Source organism: Ekhidna sp. (assembly GCF_039940915.1).
Lineage (GTDB): Bacteria > Bacteroidota > Bacteroidia > Cytophagales > Cyclobacteriaceae > Ekhidna.
Genome location: NZ_JBDVFO010000001.1, coordinates 189,395 through 215,518, shown reverse-complemented (window position 1 = coordinate 215,518; position 26,124 = coordinate 189,395). Strand labels below are relative to the sequence as shown.

The 26,124-nt window shown below is 41.1% G+C and carries 21 protein-coding genes and 3 tRNA genes; 14 read left to right on the top strand and 10 right to left on the bottom strand.

Going from position 1 to position 26,124, the window contains the following annotated elements; all coding sequences use genetic code 11:
* Position 1 precedes the first annotated feature (1 nt).
* Positions 2-1,279, top strand: coding sequence for a metal-dependent hydrolase family protein (locus tag ABJF57_RS01010; protein WP_462235350.1), 1,278 nt, complete (start codon positions 2-4; stop codon positions 1,277-1,279).
* A 72-nt stretch (positions 1,280-1,351) separates the two neighbouring features.
* Here the strand turns inward: ABJF57_RS01010 and ABJF57_RS01005 are convergent, their stop codons facing one another.
* Complete coding sequence (locus tag ABJF57_RS01005; protein ID WP_462235352.1) at positions 1,352-4,918, bottom strand: M23 family metallopeptidase; 3,567 nt, start codon at positions 4,916-4,918, stop codon at positions 1,352-1,354.
* 384 nt (positions 4,919-5,302) lie between these two features.
* On the opposite strand from ABJF57_RS01005, the gene ABJF57_RS01000 reads away from it, so the two are divergent.
* On the top strand, positions 5,303-6,547 hold the full coding sequence (locus ABJF57_RS01000) for a paraquat-inducible protein A (RefSeq protein ID WP_462235354.1): 1,245 nt from the start codon (positions 5,303-5,305) through the stop codon (positions 6,545-6,547).
* Between the two features lie 68 nt (positions 6,548-6,615).
* Here ABJF57_RS01000 and ABJF57_RS00995 read toward each other — a convergent pair whose 3' ends face one another.
* From ABJF57_RS00995 to ABJF57_RS00985, 3 genes are all read right to left on the bottom strand, one after another.
* Positions 6,616-7,305 (bottom strand): head GIN domain-containing protein, encoded by a 690-nt coding sequence (locus tag ABJF57_RS00995; RefSeq protein WP_462235356.1) that lies wholly within the window; start codon positions 7,303-7,305, stop codon positions 6,616-6,618.
* Positions 7,306-7,666: 361 nt separating this feature from the next.
* Positions 7,667-8,164 carry a CAP domain-containing protein gene (locus ABJF57_RS00990; protein WP_462235358.1) on the bottom strand — a complete coding sequence of 166 codons (498 nt, stop codon included), beginning with the start codon at positions 8,162-8,164 and terminating at the stop codon, positions 7,667-7,669.
* Between the two features lie 18 nt (positions 8,165-8,182).
* Complete coding sequence (locus tag ABJF57_RS00985; RefSeq protein ID WP_462235360.1) at positions 8,183-8,857, bottom strand: hypothetical protein; 675 nt, start codon at positions 8,855-8,857, stop codon at positions 8,183-8,185.
* A gap of 221 nt (positions 8,858-9,078) precedes the next feature.
* On the opposite strand from ABJF57_RS00985, the gene egtB reads away from it, so the two are divergent.
* The 5 genes from egtB to ABJF57_RS00960 are packed head-to-tail and all read left to right on the top strand — an operon-like array spanning position 9,079 to position 13,432.
* Complete coding sequence (gene egtB, locus ABJF57_RS00980) at positions 9,079-10,332, top strand: ergothioneine biosynthesis protein EgtB (protein WP_462235362.1); 1,254 nt, start codon at positions 9,079-9,081, stop codon at positions 10,330-10,332.
* 6 nt (positions 10,333-10,338) lie between these two features.
* Entirely contained in the window at positions 10,339-11,289 is a 951-nt protein-coding gene (gene egtD / locus ABJF57_RS00975; RefSeq protein WP_462235364.1) for an L-histidine N(alpha)-methyltransferase, read from the top strand.
* A 58-nt stretch (positions 11,290-11,347) separates the two neighbouring features.
* Positions 11,348-12,115 carry a YHYH protein gene (locus tag ABJF57_RS00970; protein ID WP_462235366.1) on the top strand — a complete coding sequence of 256 codons (768 nt, stop codon included), beginning with the start codon at positions 11,348-11,350 and terminating at the stop codon, positions 12,113-12,115.
* A 46-nt stretch (positions 12,116-12,161) separates the two neighbouring features.
* On the top strand, positions 12,162-12,788 hold the full coding sequence (locus ABJF57_RS00965; protein WP_462235368.1) for a toxin-antitoxin system YwqK family antitoxin: 627 nt from the start codon (positions 12,162-12,164) through the stop codon (positions 12,786-12,788).
* Entirely contained in the window at positions 12,785-13,432 is a 648-nt protein-coding gene (locus tag ABJF57_RS00960) for an SCO family protein (RefSeq protein WP_462235370.1), read from the top strand. Before ABJF57_RS00965 ends, ABJF57_RS00960 begins: the two co-directional genes overlap by 4 nt.
* A gap of 64 nt (positions 13,433-13,496) precedes the next feature.
* On the opposite strand, the gene ABJF57_RS00955 is transcribed toward ABJF57_RS00960, so the two are convergent.
* From ABJF57_RS00955 to ABJF57_RS00945, 3 genes are all read right to left on the bottom strand, one after another.
* Positions 13,497-13,580: transfer RNA gene (locus ABJF57_RS00955), tRNA-Leu, on the bottom strand.
* Between the two features lie 172 nt (positions 13,581-13,752).
* Positions 13,753-14,316: a TIGR00645 family protein gene (locus tag ABJF57_RS00950; RefSeq protein WP_462235372.1), complete on the bottom strand. Its 564-nt coding sequence runs from the start codon at positions 14,314-14,316 to the stop codon at positions 13,753-13,755.
* A gap of 98 nt (positions 14,317-14,414) precedes the next feature.
* Positions 14,415-14,813, bottom strand: coding sequence for an RDD family protein (locus tag ABJF57_RS00945; RefSeq protein WP_462235374.1), 399 nt, complete (start codon positions 14,811-14,813; stop codon positions 14,415-14,417).
* Between the two features lie 39 nt (positions 14,814-14,852).
* Between ABJF57_RS00945 and ABJF57_RS00940 the strand changes: the two genes are divergently transcribed.
* The 3 genes from ABJF57_RS00940 to ABJF57_RS00930 all read left to right on the top strand — a co-directional run bounded on the left by ABJF57_RS00940 (position 14,853) and on the right by ABJF57_RS00930 (position 16,664).
* Positions 14,853-15,863: an SRPBCC family protein gene (locus tag ABJF57_RS00940; RefSeq protein WP_462235376.1), complete on the top strand. Its 1,011-nt coding sequence runs from the start codon at positions 14,853-14,855 to the stop codon at positions 15,861-15,863.
* Positions 15,864-15,998: 135 nt separating this feature from the next.
* Positions 15,999-16,080, top strand: a tRNA-Leu gene (locus tag ABJF57_RS00935).
* Between the two features lie 209 nt (positions 16,081-16,289).
* Positions 16,290-16,664 carry a LytR/AlgR family response regulator transcription factor gene (locus ABJF57_RS00930; RefSeq protein WP_462235378.1) on the top strand — a complete coding sequence of 125 codons (375 nt, stop codon included), beginning with the start codon at positions 16,290-16,292 and terminating at the stop codon, positions 16,662-16,664.
* A 213-nt stretch (positions 16,665-16,877) separates the two neighbouring features.
* Here the strand turns inward: ABJF57_RS00930 and ABJF57_RS00925 are convergent.
* Positions 16,878-16,950, bottom strand: a tRNA-Lys gene (locus tag ABJF57_RS00925).
* A 95-nt stretch (positions 16,951-17,045) separates the two neighbouring features.
* Between ABJF57_RS00925 and ABJF57_RS00920 the strand changes: the two genes are divergently transcribed.
* Positions 17,046-17,762, top strand: coding sequence for an SH3 domain-containing protein (locus tag ABJF57_RS00920; protein WP_462235379.1), 717 nt, complete (start codon positions 17,046-17,048; stop codon positions 17,760-17,762).
* Here the strand turns inward: ABJF57_RS00920 and ABJF57_RS00915 are convergent.
* Entirely contained in the window at positions 17,755-18,558 is an 804-nt protein-coding gene (locus ABJF57_RS00915) for an SDR family oxidoreductase (RefSeq protein ID WP_462235381.1), read from the bottom strand. The two genes, ABJF57_RS00920 and ABJF57_RS00915, sit on opposite strands and share 8 nt — an antisense overlap.
* A 120-nt stretch (positions 18,559-18,678) precedes the next feature.
* Here ABJF57_RS00915 and ABJF57_RS00910 point away from each other — a divergent pair, with 120 nt between their 5' ends.
* Together ABJF57_RS00910 and ABJF57_RS00905 are read left to right on the top strand one after the other, a co-directional pair.
* Positions 18,679-21,171 (top strand): DUF5686 and carboxypeptidase regulatory-like domain-containing protein, encoded by a 2,493-nt coding sequence (locus tag ABJF57_RS00910; protein ID WP_462235383.1) that lies wholly within the window; start codon positions 18,679-18,681, stop codon positions 21,169-21,171.
* A gap of 110 nt (positions 21,172-21,281) precedes the next feature.
* Positions 21,282-22,031 carry a hypothetical protein gene (locus tag ABJF57_RS00905; protein ID WP_462235384.1) on the top strand — a complete coding sequence of 250 codons (750 nt, stop codon included), beginning with the start codon at positions 21,282-21,284 and terminating at the stop codon, positions 22,029-22,031.
* 1 nt (position 22,032) lies between these two features.
* Here ABJF57_RS00905 and ABJF57_RS00900 read toward each other — a convergent pair whose 3' ends face one another.
* Positions 22,033-24,597 (bottom strand): T9SS type B sorting domain-containing protein, encoded by a 2,565-nt coding sequence (locus ABJF57_RS00900; protein ID WP_462235386.1) that lies wholly within the window; start codon positions 24,595-24,597, stop codon positions 22,033-22,035.
* A 73-nt stretch (positions 24,598-24,670) separates the two neighbouring features.
* Here ABJF57_RS00900 and rlmD point away from each other — a divergent pair, with 73 nt between their 5' ends.
* The gene (rlmD, locus tag ABJF57_RS00895) at positions 24,671-26,068 is read left to right on the top strand and encodes a 23S rRNA (uracil(1939)-C(5))-methyltransferase RlmD (protein WP_462235388.1); all 1,398 of its coding nucleotides are present in this window, start codon (positions 24,671-24,673) and stop codon (positions 26,066-26,068) included.
* Positions 26,069-26,124: the final 56 nt, after the last annotated feature.

Here is a 26,124-nt window from a genome sequence, read left to right as displayed (position 1 = left end):
TATGAAAAAACTAACCCTAACCTTATTTGCTCTGGCAGTTGTAACGTCACTTTGTGCACAACGAACAATCATTCATGCAGGAACTTTGATAGATGGAGTATCTAAAAAGGTGAAGAAAGAGCAGTCGATCATCGTAGAAGGAAAGCAAATCTCTTCTATAGAGAATGGATATACTTCTCCCAAAGAGGGTGATGTAGTCGTGAATTTAAAAAGTCATACAGTGATGCCTGGCTGGATAGATATGCATGTGCACATGGAAGGAGAAACAAGCCCCGACCGATACATACGAGTATTTACTGACAACCCAGCAGACAAAGCATTCGCTTCTGTTGATATTGCTAAGCGTACATTGATGGCTGGTTTCACTACCGTAAGAGATGTAGGAGGAAGTGGTGTAAACGTTTCACTACGTGATGCCATTGCCAAAGGAATAATCGATGGTCCACGCATTTTTACTGCAGAAAAGAGTCTCGCCATTACTGGAGGTCATGCAGACCCTACCAACGGATATCGGGGCGACCTGATGGGCAACCCTGGCCCAATGGATGGGGTTGTAAATGGAGTTGATGATGCCAGGAAGGCGGTGCGTCAGCGCTATAAAAATGGAGCGGATTTAATAAAAATCACTGCTACAGGAGGAGTGCTTAGTGTAGCGAAAGACGGCAAAGGCGCACACTTTCAGGAAGATGAAATTAAAGCCATCGTGGAAACGGCTGCTGACCTGGGGTTTCATGTGGCGGCACATGCTCATGGAGATGAAGGTATGCAACGTGCTGTAGCCAATGGTGTGAAAACCATTGAGCATGGGACTTACATGAGTGATGCAACGATGGAACTCATGATTCAAAAAAATTCCTACCTGGTACCAACGATCACCGCAGGAATGGAAGTGGCTGAAAATGCTAAGAAGCCAGGTTATTACCCGAAAGTAGTTGCTGAGAAAGCACGAGTAATTGGCCCGAAAATTCAGGGAACTTTTTCGAGAGCGTACAAAAAAGGTGTGCCAATTGCTTTTGGTACTGATGCTGGTGTATTTAAGCATGGCGAAAACGCCCGTGAGTTTACCTACATGGTAGAAGGAGGTATGCCTGCTATAGAAACCATCATATGTGCTACTTCAAACAATGCTGCTTTGCTGGGCATAGGTGAAGAAGTGGGTACTTTAAAAGCAGGCTTTTTAGCGGATATTGTAGCGGTTCCGGGAAATCCTCTAGACGACATAGAAGTAATGAAGGATGTGCGATTTGTGATGAAAGAAGGAAAGATTTATAAGAATTGATATTCCGATTGTTGGAGAGCTAATAGTAGAAAACGTTCTGGAGTTGAGTTGATCTTTCTCCTCATTTGGAAGTTACTTCACAATAATTTTTTTTGAAATTTCTTGATGGTTGAACCTGATCTGGACAATGTATATTCCTTTTTCATTCAATGATGGTCTCACCTCTATTTCATGGAATGAAGCATCTTCTTCAATGAGGAATGATCTTTCATAGACCAATTGTCCATTGATATTAAGAATATTGATGTGGATGTTTTCTTTTGGAGATTCTTGAAGCGTAATTCTCAATGGATCGTTTGCAAATATCACCGTTGGAAAGACTTTTGTGAAATCAGCTTTTCTGTCAAATTCAACCCTCCTTGGTCCATATATTTCTGATACTCCATTCACATCTATTTGCATCAGTCGGTAAAAGGATACTCCTATTTTAGGTTCCTTATCCAGATGTAGATAAGATATGGGAGAACTCGACCTCCCGGCAGCAGGAATTTCTGCCACTAACTGATAGTCAAGTCCGTTAGTTGAACGTTGAATAATGAAAGAATAACTATTAAGTTCATTCAACGTTTCCCAGGATATGAGTACACCCCTCTTTGTCTTAGACGCATTTAAATAGGTAAGTGTGACTGGTAAAGGATTAGCATTTATATCGGTTGTGCCAAAACTATAACTCCCTCCATACTCAGATGCGGGCATAGTCAATCGAAGACTCCCTTGCTCTGTATCCATATCCTCTTCATTGCAAGCTTCGCTTCCATCCACGATTTCAGTTTCCGCTATCTGTTGCCAAGTCGGGTTTGGAGGATTACTTAGTTTGGTCATAAATAACGTTTGACCTATACCTTCAGTCAGGTCTTCAATGTTCTCTTCACACGCAGATTCCCAATGAAAATTTGCCTGCAATGAAGCTGAATTAAAATTGAGTAATACCCAATAACCAAATCCAAGATTTACAATTGGTTCTTCTTTTTCTGATGCTGGCACGCCCCTTATGTAGCTCGCTTGAACTGGGTAATTTCCAGTGGTGGACGGATCTATAGTAATTGCTGCTCTTACTCCATCGGCTCCAATTGGCAAGACGAAGGGATCATGACTTAAGCTTATGTCTTTTGCAACTGAAGAACCTATGTAGTTTTCTTCAGAAATATCTATCGTACCAGATGGGCCAATGGTAATAGCATTGTTTACTAAAACACCATCTGTAATTTGCAATTTGTTTTTTACAGCTATCGAACTCATTAAAGAAATTTCTTCTCCGCTCGTGTTGTTAATCTCTAATACATCATAATCACTTGTAACATCGGGGGAGGGGTTCGTGAGTGCAGGTATAATTTGTGGCGCATTACCCGTAAACTTCACAATCGTTTGGTCATCTGGATCATCTCCGGCATAGAAAGAAGTATTTGAAATATTCCCACCTGATGATGCAATTGAATTTTTGAATTCGAGGCAACTTTCATCCTGCACACTGATAATATTTTTTGCTAGGGAAGCATCTTGAATTTCAATCGAAACTTCACCTTCAAGCGTTGCTTTACTTTTATCAAATATGCGGATTTCATTATCTCCGGTTCCTGATGTGTGGGTAGCAGGAGCTAATCTTGAATATAATTTGGTTTCATCGGTTACCGTCATTTCGGCATAATCATGTAATTCTACGCGTACATCATGATTGTCCGAGGCTATGCTTGGGTCAAAGTTTAGGACTAGCTTGTTTTCTATAGATAGCGTACTATTCGCATACATTTCAAGGAGAAGGGAACTGTTAGATATTCTTCGATTTGAGGTCATCTCTAAATTTCCGCCAATATTTAATGATGGAGCATTTGATCCAGAGGGTATGCCCATTTTTAATCCCATTGCACTTGAAGCCATCGCACCTCTATTCAAAATGAGGTCTCCGCCAATAGTGACTGCTGCATTACCCCCACCCATAGAAGTACCAATATTGATAAAGGATTCAGAAGAGCCGCCTCCTTCAATGCCTGTGTAAATGTCACCCTCAAAGATCAAATCCTCAGTTACATTCAACACACTTTCATTGCCTTGAACATCAAGGGAAACCAAGGTAGGTTCTTTAAATCTTTTAATCGTAAGATCTTTTGCTACTGAAATTGTTCCTCCATTCGAAACTGTAACTATTGAACTTTGACCATCATTTTCACCAATCAAAGTCAGATAATCAACGTTAAGAGAGTTTCCAGAACCGTTGATTGCAAGAGTAGCATCTGTATTTAAGCCAGAGGAAACTGTTAGTGACTCTGCATTTACAGATCCAGTTAATTCAATCTCATGATTAATGATGACATGATCACTCGCTTCCGGAACAGAGCCACCAGACCAATTGCTTCCCGATGACCAGTTACCATTGCTGATCGATTCTATTATTGCACCTCCAGCATTTACTTTTGCAACATGACCATAAACGTCATGTATTTCCAGTTCCAATAAATTGATATCAAAGCCAGAAAGCAGTCCTGAAACCTCTACATCAAAAGATCTGACTGGTAGATTGTAGGGGAAGTCATCTTCCATTGAATAATCAAAGATTGGAAATTTTGCGTGATCATGATAATTACCATCATCATACATATCTTCTTCAAAATCCTCTATGAATCTTAAATAGGCACTTTTATATAGATTGTAAGGATTTGACCAAACGCATATATTGTCTACAGCGCACGGATTATCTCTTTCGCCAGCCCCTACACCTTCATCTAAATTGACTGTCTCTTCAAAATCATGTGTCGCGTGCTGCGAACCGTTGTAGTTTGCTTTGAAGGCCAGTATGCCTGTTTGATTGGGCAAAGTAGATACACGGAAAAGTGCGGTACCGGCAGTGGTAGAAAAATCAAGCCTTTCCACAAAGACACCTCCTTGCTGAAGGTGGGTGATGACGTGTGGAGCCATTTCAGGACTAAACAGGCGCATGGGATGCACTTCAATGAGGTTAGAACCAGCGCTGCAATCTTTATCTTCAGGGCAGTAGGCAACATCCAGATGCAAGTGAACATAGCTGCCAGCTCCAGTGCTTCCCATGACGGCCACAAGATCGCCTTCTGAAATAGTTTCTTCGATATCATCTTCATCACCTTCATTGGCCCATGGCGTTGAAGAAATGTGCAGATATTCAATATATATATTTCCCCATCCCTCACCTTGACCCTGAAATGTTCGATCACATTTGATCAATACTTTTTTTAAACCATTACTGGCACCAGTATCATTATCTACGAACTCTACAGTGCCATCGCACATGCAGTAAAGGTTGGGAAGCGAACCATCGTCACCACCTCTCCCGTGGTGCACCAGACTCCCATCATCTTGTACTACCACCTGAGTTGAGTTGATGTCTACCCCTCCATGATTATCGTTGCGGCCAGAACTCTTAATTCGCGCCCCGAAATTAGTGTTGATAAAGTCACCACCTCTGAATGATGATTCAACGGAACGGTAGCCAGGTATTTCCAATACTTTGGCATGCATTGGCATGGTAAAAGCTCCATCTTCATAGGGCAAAAAGTTTAATCTAGACTCCTCCTCAATGGTTAAGGTCTCGTATTCGATCTTTAAGGGGGTTTGGGCGTTTATTAAGAACGCAGCGGCGGAGTAAATGATGAATAGAATCTTCTGTATCATATTTCAGTTATTTGATGCTAGCCTAATTGCCGCACCTTTATTAAAAGCGGAATGGAAATATGATGGAGCTATTTGGGTATTATCATTTGATAATGTCCAAATGTATCATTGAACGCATGATAATATCATTGGCGTGATACGACAGATTCTACAGTGTGCACGTTTTGTCTACTGCTTTATGCGTTTGAAATCGATTGAAAGAAATGAGTCGCTGGTAATCCTCTGAACGACATAGAAGTGATGAGGGATGTGCGATTTGTGATGAAAGAAGGAAAGATTTATAAGAAATAAGCATAATTAATTATGTATGATGAGCCAGGCCTAGGTCTGGCTTTTTTATTATACCGTTCCAATAAATACTTTTGAAGGAACCCGCACATTGTCATGAAGTCAAAAGTCTTATCCATTTTTTTTACACTGGCCATATTGACTGCTTCTGTATTTCTGGTTCGAAGCGAGCAATCCAGGCGTGTTCTCAAAGCAGATTTTATTGAAGTTTCTAAAGCGAAGTATGGCATTTTCAATATAGATGTTTGGAAAGAAAAAATAGCTGAGATAGTAGCCAATAAGATTGATGAGTTTCAGTTTGATCCAAAGAATAAGAAGGAGCTGATTGAAAAGATTGAATCCTTTTTGTACCAGGGAGTGGATTACCTGGAGATAACCATTAAAAGTCAACAGTATTCTTCCGTCCGTGGTTTTTTCAAAAATGCTTTTGCATCCGGCCTCAATGTCTTTGATGATATCAGAGGGAATGTACCTGCGCTTGCGAAAAGTATTGTCAATGATCTAGAGAAGCCCGAGACGAGAGCTAAAATAAAAGCGTTCATCAAACTTAAAATAGATCAATATGCTGATGAAACTTTTGCGCAGGTAGACTACACTGAACGTAATCGAATATTACTCAAATACGAACAAAACTCAGTCACAGAAGCCGCAGAGCAACTATCGGTACAGTTGCAGACCTCCTCAGAGAGTGCGTGGGCATATAAGGTCGGCATATACATCAGTGTATTGAGCCTGATGCTGATCATCTTAGTTAGCAAAGGAGAGCGCTTAAAAGCGGAGCTGATGACTGCCTTGATCGCTTGTGTTGCTTTATTGTCTTTGGGGTTATTTCTACCCATGATAGATATCGACGCTCGAATAACCGAGTTTGATTTGGTTGTGTTAGATGAGCATATTGGGTTTCAAAATCAGATACTTTACTTCAAAAGTAAGAGCATACTGGAAGTTGTTGGTTTGATGCTTTCTCAAGGACAGATTGATGTTGTAGCGGTAGGTTTTTTAGTCCTGTCTTTCAGCGTGTTGTTCCCAATGGCCAAGATCATTGCGTGCTTTAGTTTTCTGATAAATAAGCGTGAAAATCATTCCAGGGTCATACGATTTTTTGTATTCAAGTCTGGAAAATGGTCCATGGCAGATGTCTTAGTCGTTGCGATCTTCATGGCTTACATCGGGTTTTCAAGCATACTATCAGAGCAATTGAACCAACTTGAAAAAATCTCGGATTCTTTGCAGATATTGACCACTAATAGATCCGAATTAAATACGGGGTTCTTCATGTTCTTTGCGTTCGTATGCCTTAGCCTCATTGTTTCAGATAGAATCAATCGGGACTTGAAATAAAAAAAAGCCCGATTTCTCGGGCTTAATTCTAACATTCAGCGTTTGAAAGTTTTGTTTCTTATTTTAAATCACAGCTTTCTTATTTTGCCACTCCCGGAAGAATTGCTATTTATTCTATTAGGATTGCCAGCGTAGTATACACTGCCGCTACCAGAGATGCTAGCGTCTACCTCTTCTGTGGCAGTAATGTAGCAGCTGCCAGATCCGCTGATTCTTGCAGAGAATACTTTCACCGTTAAATCTTCAGCTTTTACTCTACCTGATCCGCTTATTCTGGCTTCAGCTTCTTCGGCGGTACCATTCAGTCGGATACTTCCCGACCCTGATATGCGCAATTCCATTTCATCACTTGCTACGTCCAATTCCATGCTCCCTGATCCGCTCACAGAAAGCTCAATATCTTCGGTTTGCAGTTGTCCTTTGCCTTCGATCAGCCCACTTCCGCTCACTGAAAGCCCTTCTATGTTTTGCATGGTCACGTAGATGTCCACTTCAGATCGTCTCCATCCATTGCCCCAGCTCCAGTTGCCTTCTTTCTTGATCACAAGTCTGTCGCCTCTTTTTTCAAATTCAATTTCATCGAATATGTCATCGTCACATTCAATCTCTACTTTATCGCTGGATCCTTGTCTTAGGTATACAGTACCTGAGATGCCTAGCGACAATTCAGAAAAGCTTCCAACATCCACTGTTCTTTTCTGGCTGAGTACCGGAAGAGACAAAGCAACTGAGAGTAGTAAGGTTATAAAAGTCTTCATTTCTTTGCGTGTTTTTTTATTAGAGACAATATAGTCTGTAGAAGGTTGCATATGCACCATTTTTTATGAAAAGTCTTCCGGCTAAGGATGCTTCGGATGAAGAAGAATTACTGTTTTTTATGTGGGAGGGTAAAAACTAAAAAGCCCCATTTGATACGTTCGGAATGGGGCCTGCTCACAGGTGAGCTGGCTTTCGCTTGCTCATGTATGTCATTACTTCAAAAGTGTCACTCACCCCTTTGATTGGCAAAAGATACGAGTATACAATTCGTGTACTTTGAAGCGATCTTAGGCATGCTAAGCATCTGCATGCATCTAGCATCTAATAAATCAGTAATCAGTCAACCTTGAATTTTCCCCCTCAATAAGGTTTCTCACCCACCCAATTGCCTGGCGGGTCATAGTTGCACACCCAGATGTCCATGCCATCGCATTCGATTTTGGCACAGCCTACCTTCTTGGTGGTTTTCCAGACCATCTGAGTGTAGTGGCCGCACATTTTACCAGGCTTACACTTGTTTCTGTTATAGTTGTAGTCGGCCTTTTCGCTGGCCCATGCATCCACTACATATGCAGCATCAAAAGCACCTGCAGTACCCTTGAAGAGGTTTTCTCCAAACTTATTGTCGGGTCGATGTTCCCAACCACAATTTTTTTGTTTGAGCTGTAGCGCCCAATCTGCGGCGAGTTCTGCCATCTCTTCAGACCACTCGAGTTTTTCTGTGACACCTACGTCAGCTCGCCAGTAGTTGTGTCGTTCCAAAATAACTTTGATTTCCTCATCGCTAAGCGATGTTTGAGTGTCTGATGCGATTGGCATCAGCCAGATCAGACTCAAAAAATAAATGGCAATTTTCATGGATAAGAGATTGGGTGTTTAGAGATTGTGTGTCAATTCGTCTTTGCGAATAAGGTAAAGATATTTCGCTAAATAGAACGCCCCAAAACCACTAATAATGTGCCACAAAAAATGTGAGCCCATCGGCAAAAACTCGGCTGCTGTAAAATCTATTCTGCGGAATACCAGACTCAGCGATAAATAGATCATCGAAAACAGGATCACTTTATAATATTTTAATCGGGTCTTTAGAAGATAGAAAAAGATGGGAAAGAAAATCAGAAACCCAGTAGCGAGATAGTTGAGATTCAGCGCAAGCTGTCCACTGTAGCTATCGAAAATAGCATAACGAATGAAGGCAAAAGGAAGGATAACACTGGCTACTTGCCATCTACGCGGTAGAATTCTGTCCCAGAAATAAACACTCACCGATAAGGTGACGATTGCTGTGGGGAGCACATCCATCCAAAGAAGAAAACGGGAGGTTCTAAATGCATGGTAGAGCAGGCTGCCTACACCGCCCAGAAAAAGGAGAGGCATTAGAAAATAGAGAAATGAGAAGTTCTTCACATCCCACTTGAGTTTGAATGCCCAATAGATTGAAGGCAAAGCAATGGCAAGCGAAGAGAAGGCATTCCAAGGTTCTGAAATAAAGGCGGTAAGGTCGGTTTCGGCGTAAATGGGCCCACCATCCAGCGGCAGGAGTGTTTGCATAATCTACTTTTTTAAATCTTTTAACAATACGTATAACTAACTGGCAGGGATTTTGATTTAGCTAATAACATAGCTTAGGACAGCAATTGTTCTAGTCTTTTTGGTTAGTTGAGAGCCCTGTCCGCCAGCTGGCGGATGGGGTTTATTTTTTCAATTAAACGTCCATTTTTTGTGGATTCTGTCGTCAAGATTTATAAATTGGAAAAAAACCAACATTCGTTTTGGAATCGGCAATTACACAGGTTAGTCTACTGGAAAATTATAGGAGTGTTAGGGCGCAAACCCAATTTCTTTGCGATCCTTTGGAAATCGAAGATTTTGTAGTACAGCCTGTAGTGGATGTGAGTCCGCTAAAATGGCACTTGGGACATACCACCTGGTTTTTTGAAACATTTGTGCTCAAGCCCAATGTGGATAATTATAAAGAGTTCAATCCAAAATATCCTTTGCTTTTCAATAGCTATTACATCTCAGCTGGTGACCGGTGGACCAGAGAAAATAGAGGCCAGCTTACACGACCTACAGTGAAGGAGGTATTCGAGTATCGCAGCTACGTAAATCAACAAATGGAAGCATTTCTACAGCAGGATGTGTCAGATGAGGTTGAAAATGTGGTTGTGCTTGGACTGAATCATGAACAACAGCATCAAGAGCTGTTTCTCTACGATATCAAACGCATACTTGGTGATAATCCTTTGCATCCGGTCTACCGTAAAGACGGCAAGGCCTCTGAAAATAAAGTCATTCAAACAGAATGGTTAGAGGTTCAGGAGGGCACCTACGATGTGGGATTTGAGGGGGAAGGATTTCATTTTGATAATGAAGAGGGGAGACATAAGGTTTTCTTACATGCATATCAAATAGCTTCCGGGTTAGTTACAAATGGAGAATACCTTGAATTCATGAGAGATGGGGGATATGCCAATCATATGCTATGGCTTGCCGAAGCGTGGGATTGGGTCAATGAAAACAATATCAATGCACCTCGCTATTGGAGTCAAGCAGATGGAGGTGATTGGTGGAATTATACCCTTCATGGTTTTGAAAAAGTGAACATGAATGATCCTTTGTGTCACATTTCTTATTATGAGGCTGAGGCTTTCGCCAGATGGAAAGGGTGCCGATTGCCCACAGAACAAGAATGGGAAATAGCTTGTAACACTTTTTCATCCCCGCGATCTAAAGAGATGAATTTTGTGGAAGAAAGAAATTTCAGGACGGTGCGGACAGAAGATTACGATTTTTTAGGAAACGTATGGGAATGGACTTCAAGCCCTTACGTTTCGTATCCCTATTATAATCCTCCAGCAGGAGCGTTGGGAGAATACAACGGAAAGTTTATGGTGAACCAGATGGTCTTAAGAGGGGGCTCATTTGCAACTCCTCGAAATCATATACGTACGACCTATCGCAATTTTTTTCACCCACATTTAAGATGGATGTTTTCGGGAATTCGTCTGGCAAAGCATATTTAAAATTTGATGACACAAGCAGAAGCAACCACGATTTTCGAAGAAGATATCTTGAATGGACTAAAAGCCAGAAATAAATTTCTGTCGTCTAAATACTTTTATGATGCGCGAGGAGATGAGCTTTTCCAGCAGATCATGCATTTGGATGAGTACTACCTGACGAGAAAAGAACTTGAAATTTTCAATACGCATAAAGATGCAATACTGCATGCGATCGATGACGGAGAAGCATTTAGAATAATTGAATTGGGAGCAGGAGATGGACTGAAAACAACAGTACTGCTCAAGTATTTTTTGGAGAAAGGCGTAGAATTCACCTATACACCAGTGGATATCTCAGGCAATGTGCTTGAGATTCTGGAACAGAATCTGCAAGCTGAAATGCCTGGGCTGAGAATTGAGTCTTACGTAGGTGATTATTTTGATGCACTTGCTGAGATATCTGAAAGCCCTGAAAAAGACATAGTGTTCTTTCTGGGTTCTACAATAGGTAATTTTTCTCAGGGGGAAGCTGAAGGGTTTTTGACCAAGCTCCAGAATTTTCTAAAACCCGGAGATCTCCTATTCATGGGCGTAGACCTAAAGAAAGATCCGGCAATCATTTTAAATGCTTATAACGATTCGCAGGGCGTTACACGAGAGTTTAATATCAACTTGCTTGATCGCATTAATGCTGAGCTGGGAGCGGACTTTGACAGAGAAGAATTTCAGCACTATCCCTACTACAATCCACATACCGGTGAATGTAGAAGTTACTTAATAAGTACGTCTGAGCAAGACGTAGTAGTTGGTGGAGAGAATATTCATTTCAGGGCATGGGAAGCCATTTTTATGGAAATATCAAAGAAGTACGATGAAGTGCAGCTAGCTGAGCTAGCTGATAAATCAGGTTTTTCTTCGATAGATGCATTTCATGATACCGAAAGATGGTTTGCAGATTTACTATGGGTTAAAAAATAGGTTGATCATCGTAGGGTTTTTTTGAAATACCTCGTCATAGGGGTAATTAAAAAAAACAATGATGAAATCAATTTGGAAATTAACCATGCTAGGAATTTGCATGATGGCATTTACAGCTTGTGGTGATGACGACACCACCGAAATGGATGACGGCTCGACCGGCTCAGATAAGGTGGACATTAGCGTATTAGCGTCTAAGTTTTATAACACTAACGCTGTTACTTTCACTTTTGATGATACATGGGTAACCATTACCTCGTCAGATTTACCTGACCACAAAAGCATGTATTATTCAATAGACAATCAATTATACGAAGCGTATGAGGAACCCAACAACCCGGATTTCAAAAAGAATCCTGGGGAGATAGGCGCTCAAAGCTACGTGTTTAAAATACCCAGATACCCAACAGAAGCTGCCAATAAGGAATCTACTCCAATGGGACCAATGGGTGTATCAATTAATAGCGTTGTCTTCTTTAATCAAGAGGCAGCTCCTGGCGATGATATATTGGAGGAGCTTAATACCTTCGATCAGTATGAAGGTCACCCTGCCGGAGATGCTTACCATTACCACATTGAACCTGTATGGCTGACAGAGACTCAAGGATCAGATGCCTTCATGGGATTGCTGTTGGACGGATTTCCCGTATACGGGCCCGTGGAAAATGGTCAAACGTTAACAAATGATGATTTAGACGATTATCATGGGCATACTTCTGCTACAGCAGAGTTTCCTGACGGAATTTACCATTACCACATTACTGCGGATCTTCCGTGGATTAACGGCGATGGATTCTATGGCGAAGCAGGTACGCTAACACAATAAAAAGTATCATTTAAAGTCAGCTCCAAAAGGAGCTGACTTTTCAATCATGAAAAAAATTCAAATCATATTGCTGGTGTGTCTGACTGTTTTCAGCTGTGATGTGGCTCAGATGTCTAGCCAAGATCATCAGCAGACAGTTGAAGTTCCTGAGGTCTATCTTGAATCAAGAGCTGAGGAAATCTCCGTAAAGCCGAATGGGGATGTCTACTTGAATGAAAGTCTATTTTCCGGATACATTATTTCAAGGCATCGCAATGACTCCATCAGTTTGAAAAAGGGCTATGTGAATGGTAAACAACAGGGCATTACAACCGCGTACTATCCAAATGGATTGGTTAAGTATGAGAGACCTTATTTAGCTGGAGAAAAACATGGAGTGCATCTTGGGTATTATCCCGATGGCAATAAAAAATTTAAGTATTACTTCGAATACGGTTTCAGTGAGGGCAATCACTTGACCTGGTATAAGGATGGTCAAAAATCTGCTGATATGAACTATGCCAATGGGAAAGAATTTGGGAAGCAGCAGGCTTGGAGGCCAGATGGAAAGCTAAGATCAAACTACATCGTAAGAGAAAATGGACGTATGTATGGATTGCAAGGAATCAAACGGTGCACAAAGTTGGATGGGGTCACGCAAACTGTTGATCCGTATAAAGGAAAGGAATCATGAAAAAAATATTTTGGACGCTATTCGTCGCTCTTTTGATCGGTTGTAAATCGGAGAAACAAACTGAAAAAATTGAACTGCCCTTTTATAATGAGGAAACATTTACTGCTGAATGGATCGAAGAGGATAATGAAAACTATGAGAAGATCCATACCATTGCGGATTTTCAGTTTGTCGATCAAGATGGGCAAGCAATTACCAATGAAACTTTTGATGGAAAGGTGTATGTAGCAAACTTTTTCTTTACGCTATGTCCTACAGTTTGTCCAAAAATGGAAGCGAACCTCTCTTTGGTGCAGGACGAATTTAAAGACAATGATCAAGTCAAAATTTTATCTCATACCGTCATGCCATGGGCTGACAGTGTAGAGCGACTGAAAGAGTATGCGCTACAAAATGACATCAATTCCGATCAGTGGCATTTAGTTACAGGAAAGCAAGAGGATCTATATAGGATGGGGAGGTTGGCTTATTTTGTAGACGAAGGTTTTGGAAAAGGAGTTACCAATCTGGATGATTTTCTGCACACGGAAAACATGGTGCTAATCGATCAGAAAAGAAGGATAAGGGGAATTTACAACGGTACCTTAAAGCTCGAGATGAGGCGAATGATGGATGATATTAGATACCTCTTAGCAAAGAAGTAGGTATGAATAGTAAGTAGCGTCTTAAGCCACCACAAGAAGTTTGATGTTGAGAATATTTTAGGAGTGCCCAGAGCGGGAGTCGAACCCGCACGTCCATACGAACACATGGCCCTCAACCATGCCTGTCTACCAGTTTCAGCACCTGGGCTAATTGCATTTGAAGCTTACCTATTAATGGAAAACACCACATGCGAGGTGAGCTGCAAAAATAGTTTTTCCAGACCAATTCACAATTAATATTTCAGAACAAGAGTTGATCGCCTTGCAATAAAAAAGCCGAAAGATGATCCTTCGGCTTTTAATTTTAATGTCTTTGCTAGTTAGTGCTCATTGTTGGCATCTTCATCTTCATCACTGGCGTGACTTGTGTGATGATAACTATGTGTGATTTTCTCTGTCTGAGAGAGTAATAGAGCTGAAACGATAAATACCATGTGGATGACAATTTCAATGATCACACCTTCAGTACTTGTTTTTTGAACCTCGTTTCTGTAGTTCATGAATGTTTTAAGCAGGTAAACCCCAGAGATTGAAGCAAGGGAGGTAGCTAGTTTGATTTTTAGCTGTCCTGCATCGAGACCCTCGAGCCACAATGGCTTATCATCGTGCATGTCAACATCAATTCTACTGGTGAAAATGGAATATCCACCAATAGTCACCATAACCACAAGGTTCATTACCATGGAAACATCTACGAGACCTAGCACCTTAATCATCACTTCTGTCTCATCCCAAATGCTTATGTACTTCACCATATATAGAAGTTCCTGAAAAAACTTATATAGATAAAGGAATGAAGCGACGATCAGACCTGTGTAAAGAGGAGCTTGTACCCACCTACTCCAAAATATAAAACCTTCGAAAAAGCTTTCAAATCGGTTCATTAGTGAATTGTTGTTATCCATGTCGTCCTAACCAGTTAAAATTTTACGGAAATATAAAAGATTATTCAAAGGTAATCTTTCTAAAAATCGAAATTAAGCTAATCTTCATCAAATAATACCAAAGTACCACCTATATAGTCATGTAGCGCTCTTCTCTTCGAATTGAAAAGAATAGCCACAAAACCCCCAAATAGCAGGAGAAGTGAAAATACTTTCGTCACGTTTCGAACAATAGCTTGTATTAGCGTTATCCGATCTTCTTCACTATTGGTCACCTTTATTTTTGTCCATTTTTTACCAGGGGTACCCTGCATAGGGCTCACCTCAAATAGAATGTGGTACAAGAAGTAAATACCGATAATGAATACATAGTCATAATCAGATTTGGGAATGATAAAAGATGCGAGATAGTACAGCATCAATATCGGTAGCAGATCAATGTTATGGGCCAATAGCCTAGGCCAGAATCCGGCATACTTATTATTTATCTTAATCAATCCCTTAACTTTATTGAATCACAAAAATCAACAACTATTATGAAAATTCTTAAAATCATTGGAATCATCATTTTGGTGATCATTCTTCTAGGTGCCGGAGCGATCGTATTTGGACCTACAGAAGTCCACATGGAGCGGCAGGCTACAATTGATGCCCCAGCAGATATGGTTTTTGCGGAAATTCAAGGCTTTAGAAGCTTTGATAAGTTTTCAGCCTGGTCTGAGATAGATACAACCGCTGAAATCATCTTCAATGGCCCTGCAACAGGGGTTGGAGCCAGCTATAGTTGGGATAGCGAAAATCCTGATCTCGGAAAAGGGACAATAGAAATAATTGAAGTGGATAGAAACATGAAAGTGAAGTCGAAAATGAGCTTCGAAGGATTTCCGGGAGAGCCAACCGCTTCTTGGCTTTTGGATGAGGTGGATGGAAAAACAAACGTTACCTACACATACGATCAAGAAAATATTTCTGGTATATGGAAATTGTTTGCTTTGGGCACCGAAGGTATGTTATCCCCCATGTACGAGCGTACACTTGAGAAGCTCAAGTCCAGAGTAGAATCAAGACCCAATTTAACGGCCATGATTTCGGTTGAAGAAGCGGAGGCAATAACCTTTGCAGGCATTGAGATCACTGCAGCCAACAGTGTAGAAGATATGTCTGAAAAGATGAGTGCTGCCTATGGAGCTGTTATGCTTGCAATGACTCAGAATGACGTATCTATGGATGAGGGCTACCCACTCGCTGTTACCACCAGTTATGATGAAACAAGTATTTCCATGATTTGCGGTATTCCGGTGGCGGATGAATCAAACATTGAAAATGGCGAAGTACGTGTGATGAAATCTCCTGAGGGGACTGCTGTGAGAGCGATACATTTTGGAGACTATGCACTACTTGAAGAGACTCACAATCAAATCAGTGAGTATGCTTCTTACTATGGGTATGAGATCACAGGATATCCATGGGAGATATATGTTTCAGATCCGAGCAAAGAAATGGATACAACTAAGTGGGTGACGGAGGTTTATTATCCGGTGAAATAATTTCCGATCATTAGATTATTAAAGCCTCCGTGACCGAAGGCTTTTTTTATGCCTTTTAAATCCTGAAACAACTGAATGCGTATTGGAATCTTATAATTGTTTGGATACTTTTGCCCACCGTTTGCTAAAACGACTGCCTGAGTGGCGGAACTGGTAGACGCGCACGACTCAAACTCGTGTTCCGCAAGGAGTGCCGGTTCGATTCCGGCCTCAGGTACAAAAAACCTCTCTACTATGAGAGGTTTTTTTATGCTTAATATTTCAAAATCACTGGTTGAGATTGAATGACAATTATCTGGATTGCCAGACTCCTGTAAATGAATGTCTCATTTTGATAAAACTGTTTTTAAGTTTCTATGGAATTTTTTCATGACATAAAAAGCCCTATTTTTAACTCTCCTATTACATCAAAAAAAACCTGACAATTTGAGTAGTAAAAAGTTTAGCTGTTTAATCATTGAAGATGATCCTGCTTTCGTAGAAATTCTGAAAGTTGTAGTGAGTAAAGTTGCAGAAGTAGAGCTTTTAGGAACATGCGACAATACCCTGGACGCTGCTAAACGTATTGACCTTGACAAGCCCGACGTTTTATTGTTAGATATAAACATCTCAGGTCTGGAAGGACCCGAAGTTTTGGAACTAAGCGATCACAAGCCAAAAACAGTCATGATTTCCAGTCACCCGGAAGAAGTCATGGAGAATTATGAGGTTGAGTATGTAGCTTTTATCCAAAAGCCATTGAGAAATTCAGATCAATTGGTCAATGCCATTCATAAATGCCTGAATGCGCTAAAACAATAGACACTATCCTCTACTGATAACGTTCTCTCCTTTCTAAAGAGTATTGTTCAAATCAACAAGCATTCAGTAGGAGTACTATATAGAAAGCCTCATGCCTAGGTTTTGAAAATTTTTTGAATGAGACTTTAGGATTTTCTCAGTCAAGTTGGGGGTAAGTTTCTCGCCTGAATTTGATCCAATAAAAAAGCCACAATTTTTACTGTGGCTTGAAAGTGACTGGCCTGGGGCTCGAACCCAGGACCCACGCCTTAAAAGGGCGTTGCTCTACCAACTGAGCTAGCCAGTCATTTAAATTTTCCTTTCGTATAAAAAGAAGTGCAATTCAAGACCTCTGTCTTAAATTGCGGAGGCAAAAATAGAAATCTTAATCAATTTTACCACATGATTGACAGAATAAAGGTGAGATTATTTCTAGGAATTTTATTCAGCTGCTTTTTTAGCATGCTAATGGCTCAAAATGGACACCTTGAGAAGGGAGATTCATTGTTTGCCAATCAGAAATATACAGAAGCATTTGAAGAATATACTCTTTTGTTTGACGATGGTAAGGCTTCTTCAGCCATGTTACTAAAGATGGCCTTTATTCAGGATGGACTTGGCAATTATGCTGATGCGCTGTTTTACCTGAATAAGTATTATCAAAGTTCAGCAGACAGAACTGTCATTGGTAAAATTGAAGAATTGGCCCAGTCAAATGATTTGGATGGATATCGGTACGATGACATAGATTACTTCGGAGCTCTCCTTAGTAAATATCAGACGCATATTACGTTTTTGTTAGGGAGCATAATGCTTATGCTCCTTGCCTATACTTTTAAAAAATCATCAAAAGGCGAGAAACCCATAGCGGCCAGTATCATACAAATGGTTGTAATTGCATGCCTTTTTGGAGTAATCAATTTCAAAACTTCCTCCATGGGCATTGTTTCTGTAAACGATGCTCTTCTCAGGTCTGGCCCTTCGGCCGGTGCAGAGCCTATTGATTTTTTGAACAAAGGGCATAAAGTGAAAATCCTTTCTCAAAATGAAATCTGGACGTTGATTGTGTGGGATGGACGCGAAGTTTACATCCGAAACGGAAATTTGCGGGTTATTTAAGCGGATTGTCAGGCTCCTTCTTCATCATTTTATAGATCATCTTATCTAATCGGGAAGGAATAATCTTGTTGAGCATGACCGCCATTTTACCCTCGAAGGTGAGAATTAGGTCACGTTTCTTTTTCTTGGCCGCAGTGTAGGTGCGCTGAGCAACCTCATCTGGGGTCATCATTTTTTTCTCATCTCTTGGCGATTCACCTTGTGCCTGCCCATCGGCATTAAGTGCCGCATTTCTGATATTGGAACTGGTGAATCCTGGACAAACCACCAGCACATTGACATCTCGCGTCATGACCTCTGTGCGCAAAGCCTCAAAAAAACCTTGCATGGCAAATTTTGAAGAAGAATAGGCTGTACGAGCGGGCGTAGATCTCCATCCATTTATTGAAGAAATCGCAATGATTGTTCCTTTTGATTCGAGTAGGTGAGGCAGTGCAAACTTGGTGGCATAAATGGCGCCATAGAAATTGATGTCCATCAATTGTTTGAATACGTCAAGTTCCACTTCTTCGAACAAAGCCCGCATAGATATTCCGGCATTGCAGACCAGAACATCGATACGGCCGAATTTTTTGATGGTCTCGTCAACCATTTTTTTATTGTCATCCTTGTCACCAGCGTTGAGCTCTAGTGATAAATGAGGCCGTTCACCAAGCTCTGACACCACTTGAGCCATGCGATTTTCATTTCGCCCGGTAAAGACTACAGCATACCCCTCATTGGCGTATTTTAGTACCAAAGATTTGCCTATTCCGGATGAACCCCCTGTTATTATTGCGACTTTTTGTATACTCATTTGAACCCTGTGGTATAATCTTTGCCAAGATAGTTCACATTAAAAAACTTTTGATAAAAAATGAATGCATGCAACCTAATCATTCGTTCAAGCATTAACCTTAAAACCTATCGTTTACTAATGAGAATAATCACCTTCACACTCAACTTCCTGATATTTTTTTCAGCGTTCAGTCAAACTGGAATCCGAGGAATCACGAAAAGTACCTCAGGCGAAATACTCCCGTTCTCAACAGTTTACATTAAGGGGACGACCAACGGAACCACTTCCAACAGTGAAGGATCCTTTTTTCTAAAAACACCGGCAGGAACGCATACCATCGTTGCTCAGTATGTAGGATACAAAGTGCTTGAGAAGCAAATTACGATTGCAGAGGGACAGTCTGTACGATTTGACTTTGAGCTGCAAGAGCAGGCGTTGAGGTTGCAGGAAGTAGTCGTAACTGCAGGCGATGAAGATCCGGCCGATAGAGTCATTCGTGAGGCAATAAAGCGAAGGAAATTTTATGAAAATGAAGTGAGCGCCTTTAAAACGGATGCATATTTAAAAGGCTTATTCAGACTGGATGATCGACCAGATAAGATCCTGGGACAGAAAATAACCATTGATACGGGAATACTTTACCTATCAGAGTCCGTATCAGAATTTTCTTTTGAGCTACCTGATAAAGTTTCTGAGCGAATGATTAGTTCCAAGGTCAGTGGGAATGAGCAGGGGTTTAGTTTTAATAAAGCCTCCGATTTCAATATTAATGCTTACAGTAAGTTCATCGATTTGGATATGGAGAGAGAATATGTTTCTCCTATATCACCTCAGGCATTTTTATTCTATGATTTTGAGTGGTTAGGTTTTTTCGAAGAAGGAGGAAAGCTTATCAATAAAGTAAAAGTTATCCCCAAAAGACAGACGGATCCTGTTTTTGAAGGAATCGTCTACATTGTTGAAGACGAATGGCGATTTCATACCATCGACTTACTTGTTACCAAAGCCAGAGGGTTAGAGTTTATCGATTCATTAAAAATCAATCAGGTTTTTGCACCAGCAGAATTTGATATTTGGATGCCGATTTCTCAGAAATATTCTTTCAGGTTTGGAGCGTTCGGCTTTAAAGGAAGCGGATATTACATTGGTGTGTATTCTAATTACACCGTTGAGCCAAATTATGAAGCATACAGAACAGCAAATCTGTACGAAGCTAAATTTGGTACCAAAGAGGAGGCAGACCTTTTTCAGGAAGAAGATTTTACCGCTGAAGTGCTCGTGGTAGAAGAGGGTTCTAATGAGCGAGATTCTACCTACTGGAAAAATATTCGTCCTGTTCCGCTCACCGGAATTGAAGTAACTGACTATCATGTGAAGGATAGCATTCGCCTGGTAAAGGAGAGTGTGCCATATAAGGACTCCGTTGACAATGAAACAAATAAGCTCACTCTCGGAAATATATTCTTAAGCGGGTATTCCCATTCGAATAGCGTGGAAGAAAGGTATTGGACATTGCCAGCAGTGATCAGTATTTTTCAATTCAATACTGTGGAAGGTTTTGTGCCAGAGATTCAACCTACGTTTTGGAAACAAATAGATGAGCGGACAAAGTATTGGATTCGACCTTCGCTTCGCTATGGTTTTTCCAATGAAAAATTTAATGCGAAAATAGAAGGAAGCTACCGCAAGCTGGACAATAAATTCACTCGATTTTATGCAGGAGGAGGTAGATATGTATCTCAATTTGATGAAAATGAAGCCATTACCCCATTCATTAACAGCTACGTAACGTTAGTAAATGGAGAAAACTACATGAAGATTTTTCAGAAATCATTCGGATACGTCAGGTTTCAACAAGAAGTAAAGAACGGAATTTTGATGAATACAAGGCTTGAGTATGCCTCCAGAGATACACTTACCAACACGACAGATTTTACCTGGGATGCCAGTGATGGTACAGATTTCACAAGCAATCAACCGACAAGTTTGGAGTTAGCAGAAACCGGCTTCCCGTCGCATCAGGCATTGATTTTTCAAGCCACTTTTAGGTTCAGGTTTAAACAGACCTACGCTACCCGCCCAGACCGAAAATTCATCTATAGTTCAAAGTATCCGGAAATTTTCCTGACGTATAAAAAAGGAATAAAAGGATTGGGTAGCGATGTGAATTTCGATTTTGTTCAAGTCAGAGTAACAGATGCCATGAAGCTTGGGTTGGTAGGAACAAGTAATTATGCAATAGGAGCAGGTGCATTTCTGAATGATGATGCACTCACATTCGTGGATTTCAAACACTTTGCCGGTAATCAGACTTCATTGAGTCAAGTAGGCAAATCTTTCAAATTTGAATTGCTGCCATTTTATCAATTCAGTACAACTAAGCCGTACTTAGAAGCACATTATGAACATCATTTCAACGAATTCATCTTCAACAAAATCCCACTTGTAAAAAAGCTGAACCTTCAAGCTGTAGCCTCAGCCAACTACCTGACAACCGAGACAGTAGGTAATTATGTGGAGATTGGAGCAGGCATTGAGCATATTTTTAAGTTTATGCGGGTAGACTACTATTGGGCGTTCCAAAATAGTGATTTTGTGGCCAGCGGCTTCAGAGTTGGCGTAGGATTTTAGTCTGAAGGGTCTTAGGCCGCAAAAACGGCCGGCTTAACATTGTGATCATTTTTAGGGGTCTGCAGGTTCAATATTTCCATAGAGTAAACCAAGGTTTGAACCCTAACTCAATGAAAAGTGCCGCCCTGATCATCCTTATAGCATTCACCTCTTGTGCTGTGCCGGTTTCCTATGTAAACAACATCCCAAGATCATCCGGTTTAGAAGAAAAAGGGGATGTACTACTGAATGCCAATGTTGGATCGGATGCTCGCGCACGAGATAAGAATTTTCAGTTAGGAATGGCATGGTCGCCTGTTCAACATTTTGGCTTAGCGATCGAGTACTCTGGCCATTTGAGGTTGGATGACATGTCGCATGACGAATTGTATTTTTATAGTGGCTCCTTGATTTACTATCGACCGCTTTCAAATGGTGCCACGATTGAATTTCTACTTAGTGCGGGAGAAGGTCAAGTCAATGGGGATATTTCTTTTGTGAATCACTCCCTTTTTAATGCAGAAACTTTCGAGATAGATGCACGCTATCGAACGCGTAGTTTTCAAGCTAATTATAACCTTGATTCAAAAAATGAAGACACAAAATTGAGTTTCGGTTTTCGAGTCAGGAACACGCAATTCAGTAAGTATTCCTACATCAGAACTTTGGATAACACAGTTACGGATCGATCCTATCAAAAAGATGACTTGAGCATCTATGTACTTGATCCATTTATTGAGTCCAATCAAAAACTAATCGGCAAGCTATTTTTTAACTCACGAGTGAGCTATTCATTTTTAGATGGTCCAATACGTAATGGGTTCAGACATCCCTTCTATAAAAGACTCGGTGTTTCCTGCGGGTTGCAGTTGAAGCTTTAACCTACTTCATCAAGTGGACGTACCCCTTAAATTCGGTGTTAGTATACTTGATGACATAATAGTATATCCCGCTGGGAAACTGACCTCCTGTCCAAACGAAATCCCTGGATTCTGATTTAAATACAGGAGCGCCTGCCCGGTTTGAAATGACAATGAATTCAAAGGTGTTGTCGCAGTTATCAGGAGGCAAGTTTTGATTTCGATCAGGATTTCCGGAAAGGCTGAAGGTGTCATTTTTGCCGTCTCCATTGGGAGTGAAAATATTCGGTGGCGAAAACTCTTTTTGACGCTCACCATCATCGAATATCTGGAACGTAAGTTTAATTGTATCCACCTTGGCAACAGGGCATGCATTGTCTGAGACCTGAATGACCACATCCTGGAAAGAAGAAGTCTCGCCAAAGCGAAGCAAATTGCATTCAGGCTGCCATTTCAAAGTTGACTGTACTCTGCCTCTTCCGGTAACAGGAGTAAAATCCAAGGAAGCTGAAGGCGGTTGTCGAACGCCTTGAGCAAATTGAATGGTGATTTCATCACCAGGGTTAACATCAAATGCACCAACCGCCAGCTCGACATATTCATTTACTCTCAAAGACTGTACTCGATCAATCGCATCAAACTGAGGGCTGCTGTTTACTGGGTAATTTACTTGTATTACGTGCCGAAGTGTATCGAAATTCTTCACCTTACACTTGTCATCATCATCCGCGATAAAAAGAAGTTCAAATTCCTGACCATCTGCAAAACGGCTTTCATCGCAGGCCAGATTCCAACTGAAATTAGAACTTATAGAAGAACTGCCGGAGGCTGGTGAAAAAGATGCACCATAGAAATCAGCATCAAAATTGCCAGCTACAAAAGAGAGCGAAAGATCATCTCCATCAGCATCTGTGACCAAAACATCGACATCAATGGTTGATCCTAACTCAATTTGTGAAGGTATGTTGGAGCTAAGAGCTACAACGGGATTGGTGTTTGACGGAAGAACGACGGTTGCATCGATGTATAATGTGTCTCCCGGGACATCACAAATGTCTCCGTCATTGACAATGATTCCTATGTTGAAGTTTTGAATTTCAGAAAAATCAAATGTTTCACAGTCTGTATTCCAGACCACTGTGCCTTGGATGTTTCCAGGAGCTCCACTGACATCAATCAATTCGAAACCTGCAGATGCCGGGTCTTCGATACCTTCTATGAATAAAGACATTTCTAGTTCATCCCCATCGGCATCTATCCCATTAATCACCTGCGAATAAGGAGGGCTATCTTCGGCAAGCGTAATGGTGTTGGGACTGCTGGAGGCGATTGGTTTCGCATTCGGAGGCGGCTCCACCTGGATGGTCAGCCTAAGTGTATCTAGCTGAGGAAGCGGACAGGCGTCATCTGCCGCTATGAGATCTAAGATGAAGGGTGCGTCAAGAATCGGTGGGCATTCGGGAATGCAAACTTCTATTTGAAGTTCACTCGTGCCATCTCCCACTGGGATTCGGTTTAAAGTGAAAATTTCATTGAGCTCTTCATTGAAATTAACGCCCTTTGCACGCAGTGTTATGTTTTCCCCGACGGTCACATTGGATACGAGGAAATCAAAACACTTTTCAGTGTCACTTGCGGTATAGGTGAGTACATCTGTGTCAGGGTTGAATGTGGGATTGCCGGGGATGGCAATATCTACCACCGGAGGAGCGGGCGGAGCACATCCATCTACAACCAATATTTGGAAATCTCTTCGCACCTCGCCAATTTTTTCACCATCGCGGTATTCTTCTACTTTAACAGCGAATACAAATAATCCGGTCTGGTCAGGATTGACGGTTAATAATCCTTGGTTACTGATTTTTAGAGGAGATGACCCTCCAACCATATTAGCCTCTGAAAACCCATTGAGAAAATTGACTCCAAAGTGTGGTTTGGCCTGTGGTATGGGCAATGCCACAGCAGAAGAACTATTCAAAGGTGTAGTTAACGAATACACAAGCGAATCTCCATCTGGATCTACACCGGTAAATTCAACATAGTACAGTTGATTCACGCAAGCATAGTCGCTCAGTGGTTTGAAAAGAATAGGTGAAGAGTTGACAAATACCTTTCCATCTTTCATCAGCGGAGGAATTTCCAGCACGTAATTCATGCCTGTCCCCGCCGGATTTACAATATTGTCAATTGCAGCATTTCTGCAGCAGCGTTCCCATTGAATGTAGTAGCCCTCTTCGCTCGCATAAAATTCAGGACTTAAATTAATCTCTGCAGTATACTGTACGCGCAATGTACGTAGCTCGTCTATTGCACACTCAATGTTGGTGTACTCCACAATTTCTTGCAGTCCTAATTGTAGCGTATGTGATGACATTAGCACATTGTCTCCATTTCTAAAAATAGAGACGGTAACAAAAGGATCAGGGCCTGGATTTTGGTTTTGTGCCTGGTCAAAATATTGCACCAGGTTGATGCGATAAACCCCGTCTCTCACGTAGATAAATTCAATTTCACCCCCCACAATATGGAAAGCATTGGATATCCCAATGGTAAGGATGAGACAACAGGTGATTAAAAACTTCTTCATCTGGCTAAATACTACAACAATGAAAGTACTAAAAACCCTGTAAACCAAAGGAGTGAGTAGTAATTTTGCCGCGATGAAAAAAGGAGCAACGATTGATTCGCTGGAAATAACTGGAATTTCCTCAGAAGGTAAAGGCGTAGGAAGAGTAGATGGAAAAGTGGTTTTTGTGAAAGAAACAGTGCCTGGTGATATTGTGAAAGCCAGAGTGGTGGGAAAAAAGAAGAAATTTTTGGAGGCTTATGCCGAAGAAATTCTTTCCAGATCTAGCGAAAGAACCGCACCATTTTGTGAGCACTTTGGATTGTGCGGGGGATGTAAATGGCAGCACATGGAATACGATGCACAACTTAAGTACAAGCAAGGGCATGTGGAAGAAAACCTCCGAAAGCTAAGCGGACTGAAATTACCCGAAATAAATCCAATATTGGGATCAAGTAAAACGAGTTTCTATCGAAATAAACTTGAATTCACTTTTTCCAATTTCAGATGGCTCACAAGAGAAGAAATCAACTCTGATGAAGAGTATGTAAGGACGGGTTTGGGCTTTCATATCCCCAAACAGTACAATAAAATCATCAATGTAAATAAATGTCATCTCCAGGCAGACCCTTCGAATGAGATTCGATTAAAGGTGAAAGACTTTGCGGATAAACATGATGTTTCATTTTACGATGTAAAAAATCAGGAAGGGTTTTTAAGAAATCTGGTAATTCGCACAGCTTCGACGGGCGATGTAATGGTGATCCTTCAGGTCCATTATCGAGATCAGGAAATGCTTGATTTGGTCATGAACTTCATCCAAAAAGAATTCCCGGCAATCACCTCACTGATGTTTGTAGTAAATGAAAAAGGAAACGATTCTTTTGGTGACCTTGAAGTGGAATTGTTTGCTGGCAAAGATCACATCATGGAGCAAATGGACGACTTGAAGTTTAAGATTGGTCCTAAGTCTTTCTACCAAACAAACTCTGAGCAGGCACATGAATTATACAAAGTGGCGGCTGATTTTGCCGGACTCAAGGGGGAGGAGTTGGTGTATGATTTATACACTGGAACGGGAACTATTGCCAATTTTGTGGCGCGATCAGCAAAGAAAGTTATCGGCATTGAATATGTGGAAGAGGCCATTGCCGATGCTAAAGTCAACAGTGAGCTCAATGGCATTGATAACACCGATTTTTATGCGGGCGATATGAAGGATTTGTTGGGCAATGAATTCATCAATGAGCATGGAAAACCTGATGTAATTATCACTGACCCACCACGCGCAGGTATGCACCCAAGAGTGACACAAATGTTAGCAGATCTCAAAGCGGAACGCATGGTTTATGTAAGTTGTAATCCAGCAACTCAAGCGCGTGATCTGGAAATCTTGGGTCAGGTCTATGAGGTGAAAAAGATCCAACCCGTTGATATGTTCCCACAGACCCAGCACGTGGAAAATGTGATTTTACTGGAGTTGAAGAAGTAGATGAGACATGTTCCACATAAAATCGAAAATCTCGCTTTAGATAATCCTCCTTATGT

Coding starts and splice junctions, on each gene's coding strand:
- ABJF57_RS01005 (WP_462235352.1), bottom strand. CDS start 4,918: ATGATACAGAAGATTCTATTCATCATTTACTCCGCCGCTGCGTTCTTA.
- ABJF57_RS00920 (WP_462235379.1), top strand. CDS start 17,046: ATGATTGACAGAATAAAGGTGAGATTATTTCTAGGAATTTTATTCAGC.
- ABJF57_RS01010 (WP_462235350.1), top strand. CDS start 2: ATGAAAAAACTAACCCTAACCTTATTTGCTCTGGCAGTTGTAACGTCA.
- ABJF57_RS00960 (WP_462235370.1), top strand. CDS start 12,785: ATGAAAAAAATATTTTGGACGCTATTCGTCGCTCTTTTGATCGGTTGT.
- ABJF57_RS00950 (WP_462235372.1), bottom strand. CDS start 14,316: ATGAACCGATTTGAAAGCTTTTTCGAAGGTTTTATATTTTGGAGTAGG.
- ABJF57_RS00905 (WP_462235384.1), top strand. CDS start 21,282: ATGAAAAGTGCCGCCCTGATCATCCTTATAGCATTCACCTCTTGTGCT.
- rlmD (WP_462235388.1), top strand. CDS start 24,671: ATGAAAAAAGGAGCAACGATTGATTCGCTGGAAATAACTGGAATTTCC.
- ABJF57_RS00995 (WP_462235356.1), bottom strand. CDS start 7,305: ATGAAGACTTTTATAACCTTACTACTCTCAGTTGCTTTGTCTCTTCCG.
- ABJF57_RS00965 (WP_462235368.1), top strand. CDS start 12,162: ATGAAAAAAATTCAAATCATATTGCTGGTGTGTCTGACTGTTTTCAGC.
- ABJF57_RS00970 (WP_462235366.1), top strand. CDS start 11,348: ATGATGAAATCAATTTGGAAATTAACCATGCTAGGAATTTGCATGATG.
- ABJF57_RS00990 (WP_462235358.1), bottom strand. CDS start 8,164: ATGAAAATTGCCATTTATTTTTTGAGTCTGATCTGGCTGATGCCAATC.
- ABJF57_RS01000 (WP_462235354.1), top strand. CDS start 5,303: ATGAAGTCAAAAGTCTTATCCATTTTTTTTACACTGGCCATATTGACT.
- egtD (WP_462235364.1), top strand. CDS start 10,339: ATGACACAAGCAGAAGCAACCACGATTTTCGAAGAAGATATCTTGAAT.
- ABJF57_RS00940 (WP_462235376.1), top strand. CDS start 14,853: ATGAAAATTCTTAAAATCATTGGAATCATCATTTTGGTGATCATTCTT.
- ABJF57_RS00900 (WP_462235386.1), bottom strand. CDS start 24,597: ATGAAGAAGTTTTTAATCACCTGTTGTCTCATCCTTACCATTGGGATA.
- ABJF57_RS00915 (WP_462235381.1), bottom strand. CDS start 18,558: ATGAGTATACAAAAAGTCGCAATAATAACAGGGGGTTCATCCGGAATA.
- ABJF57_RS00910 (WP_462235383.1), top strand. CDS start 18,679: ATGAGAATAATCACCTTCACACTCAACTTCCTGATATTTTTTTCAGCG.
- ABJF57_RS00985 (WP_462235360.1), bottom strand. CDS start 8,857: ATGCAAACACTCCTGCCGCTGGATGGTGGGCCCATTTACGCCGAAACC.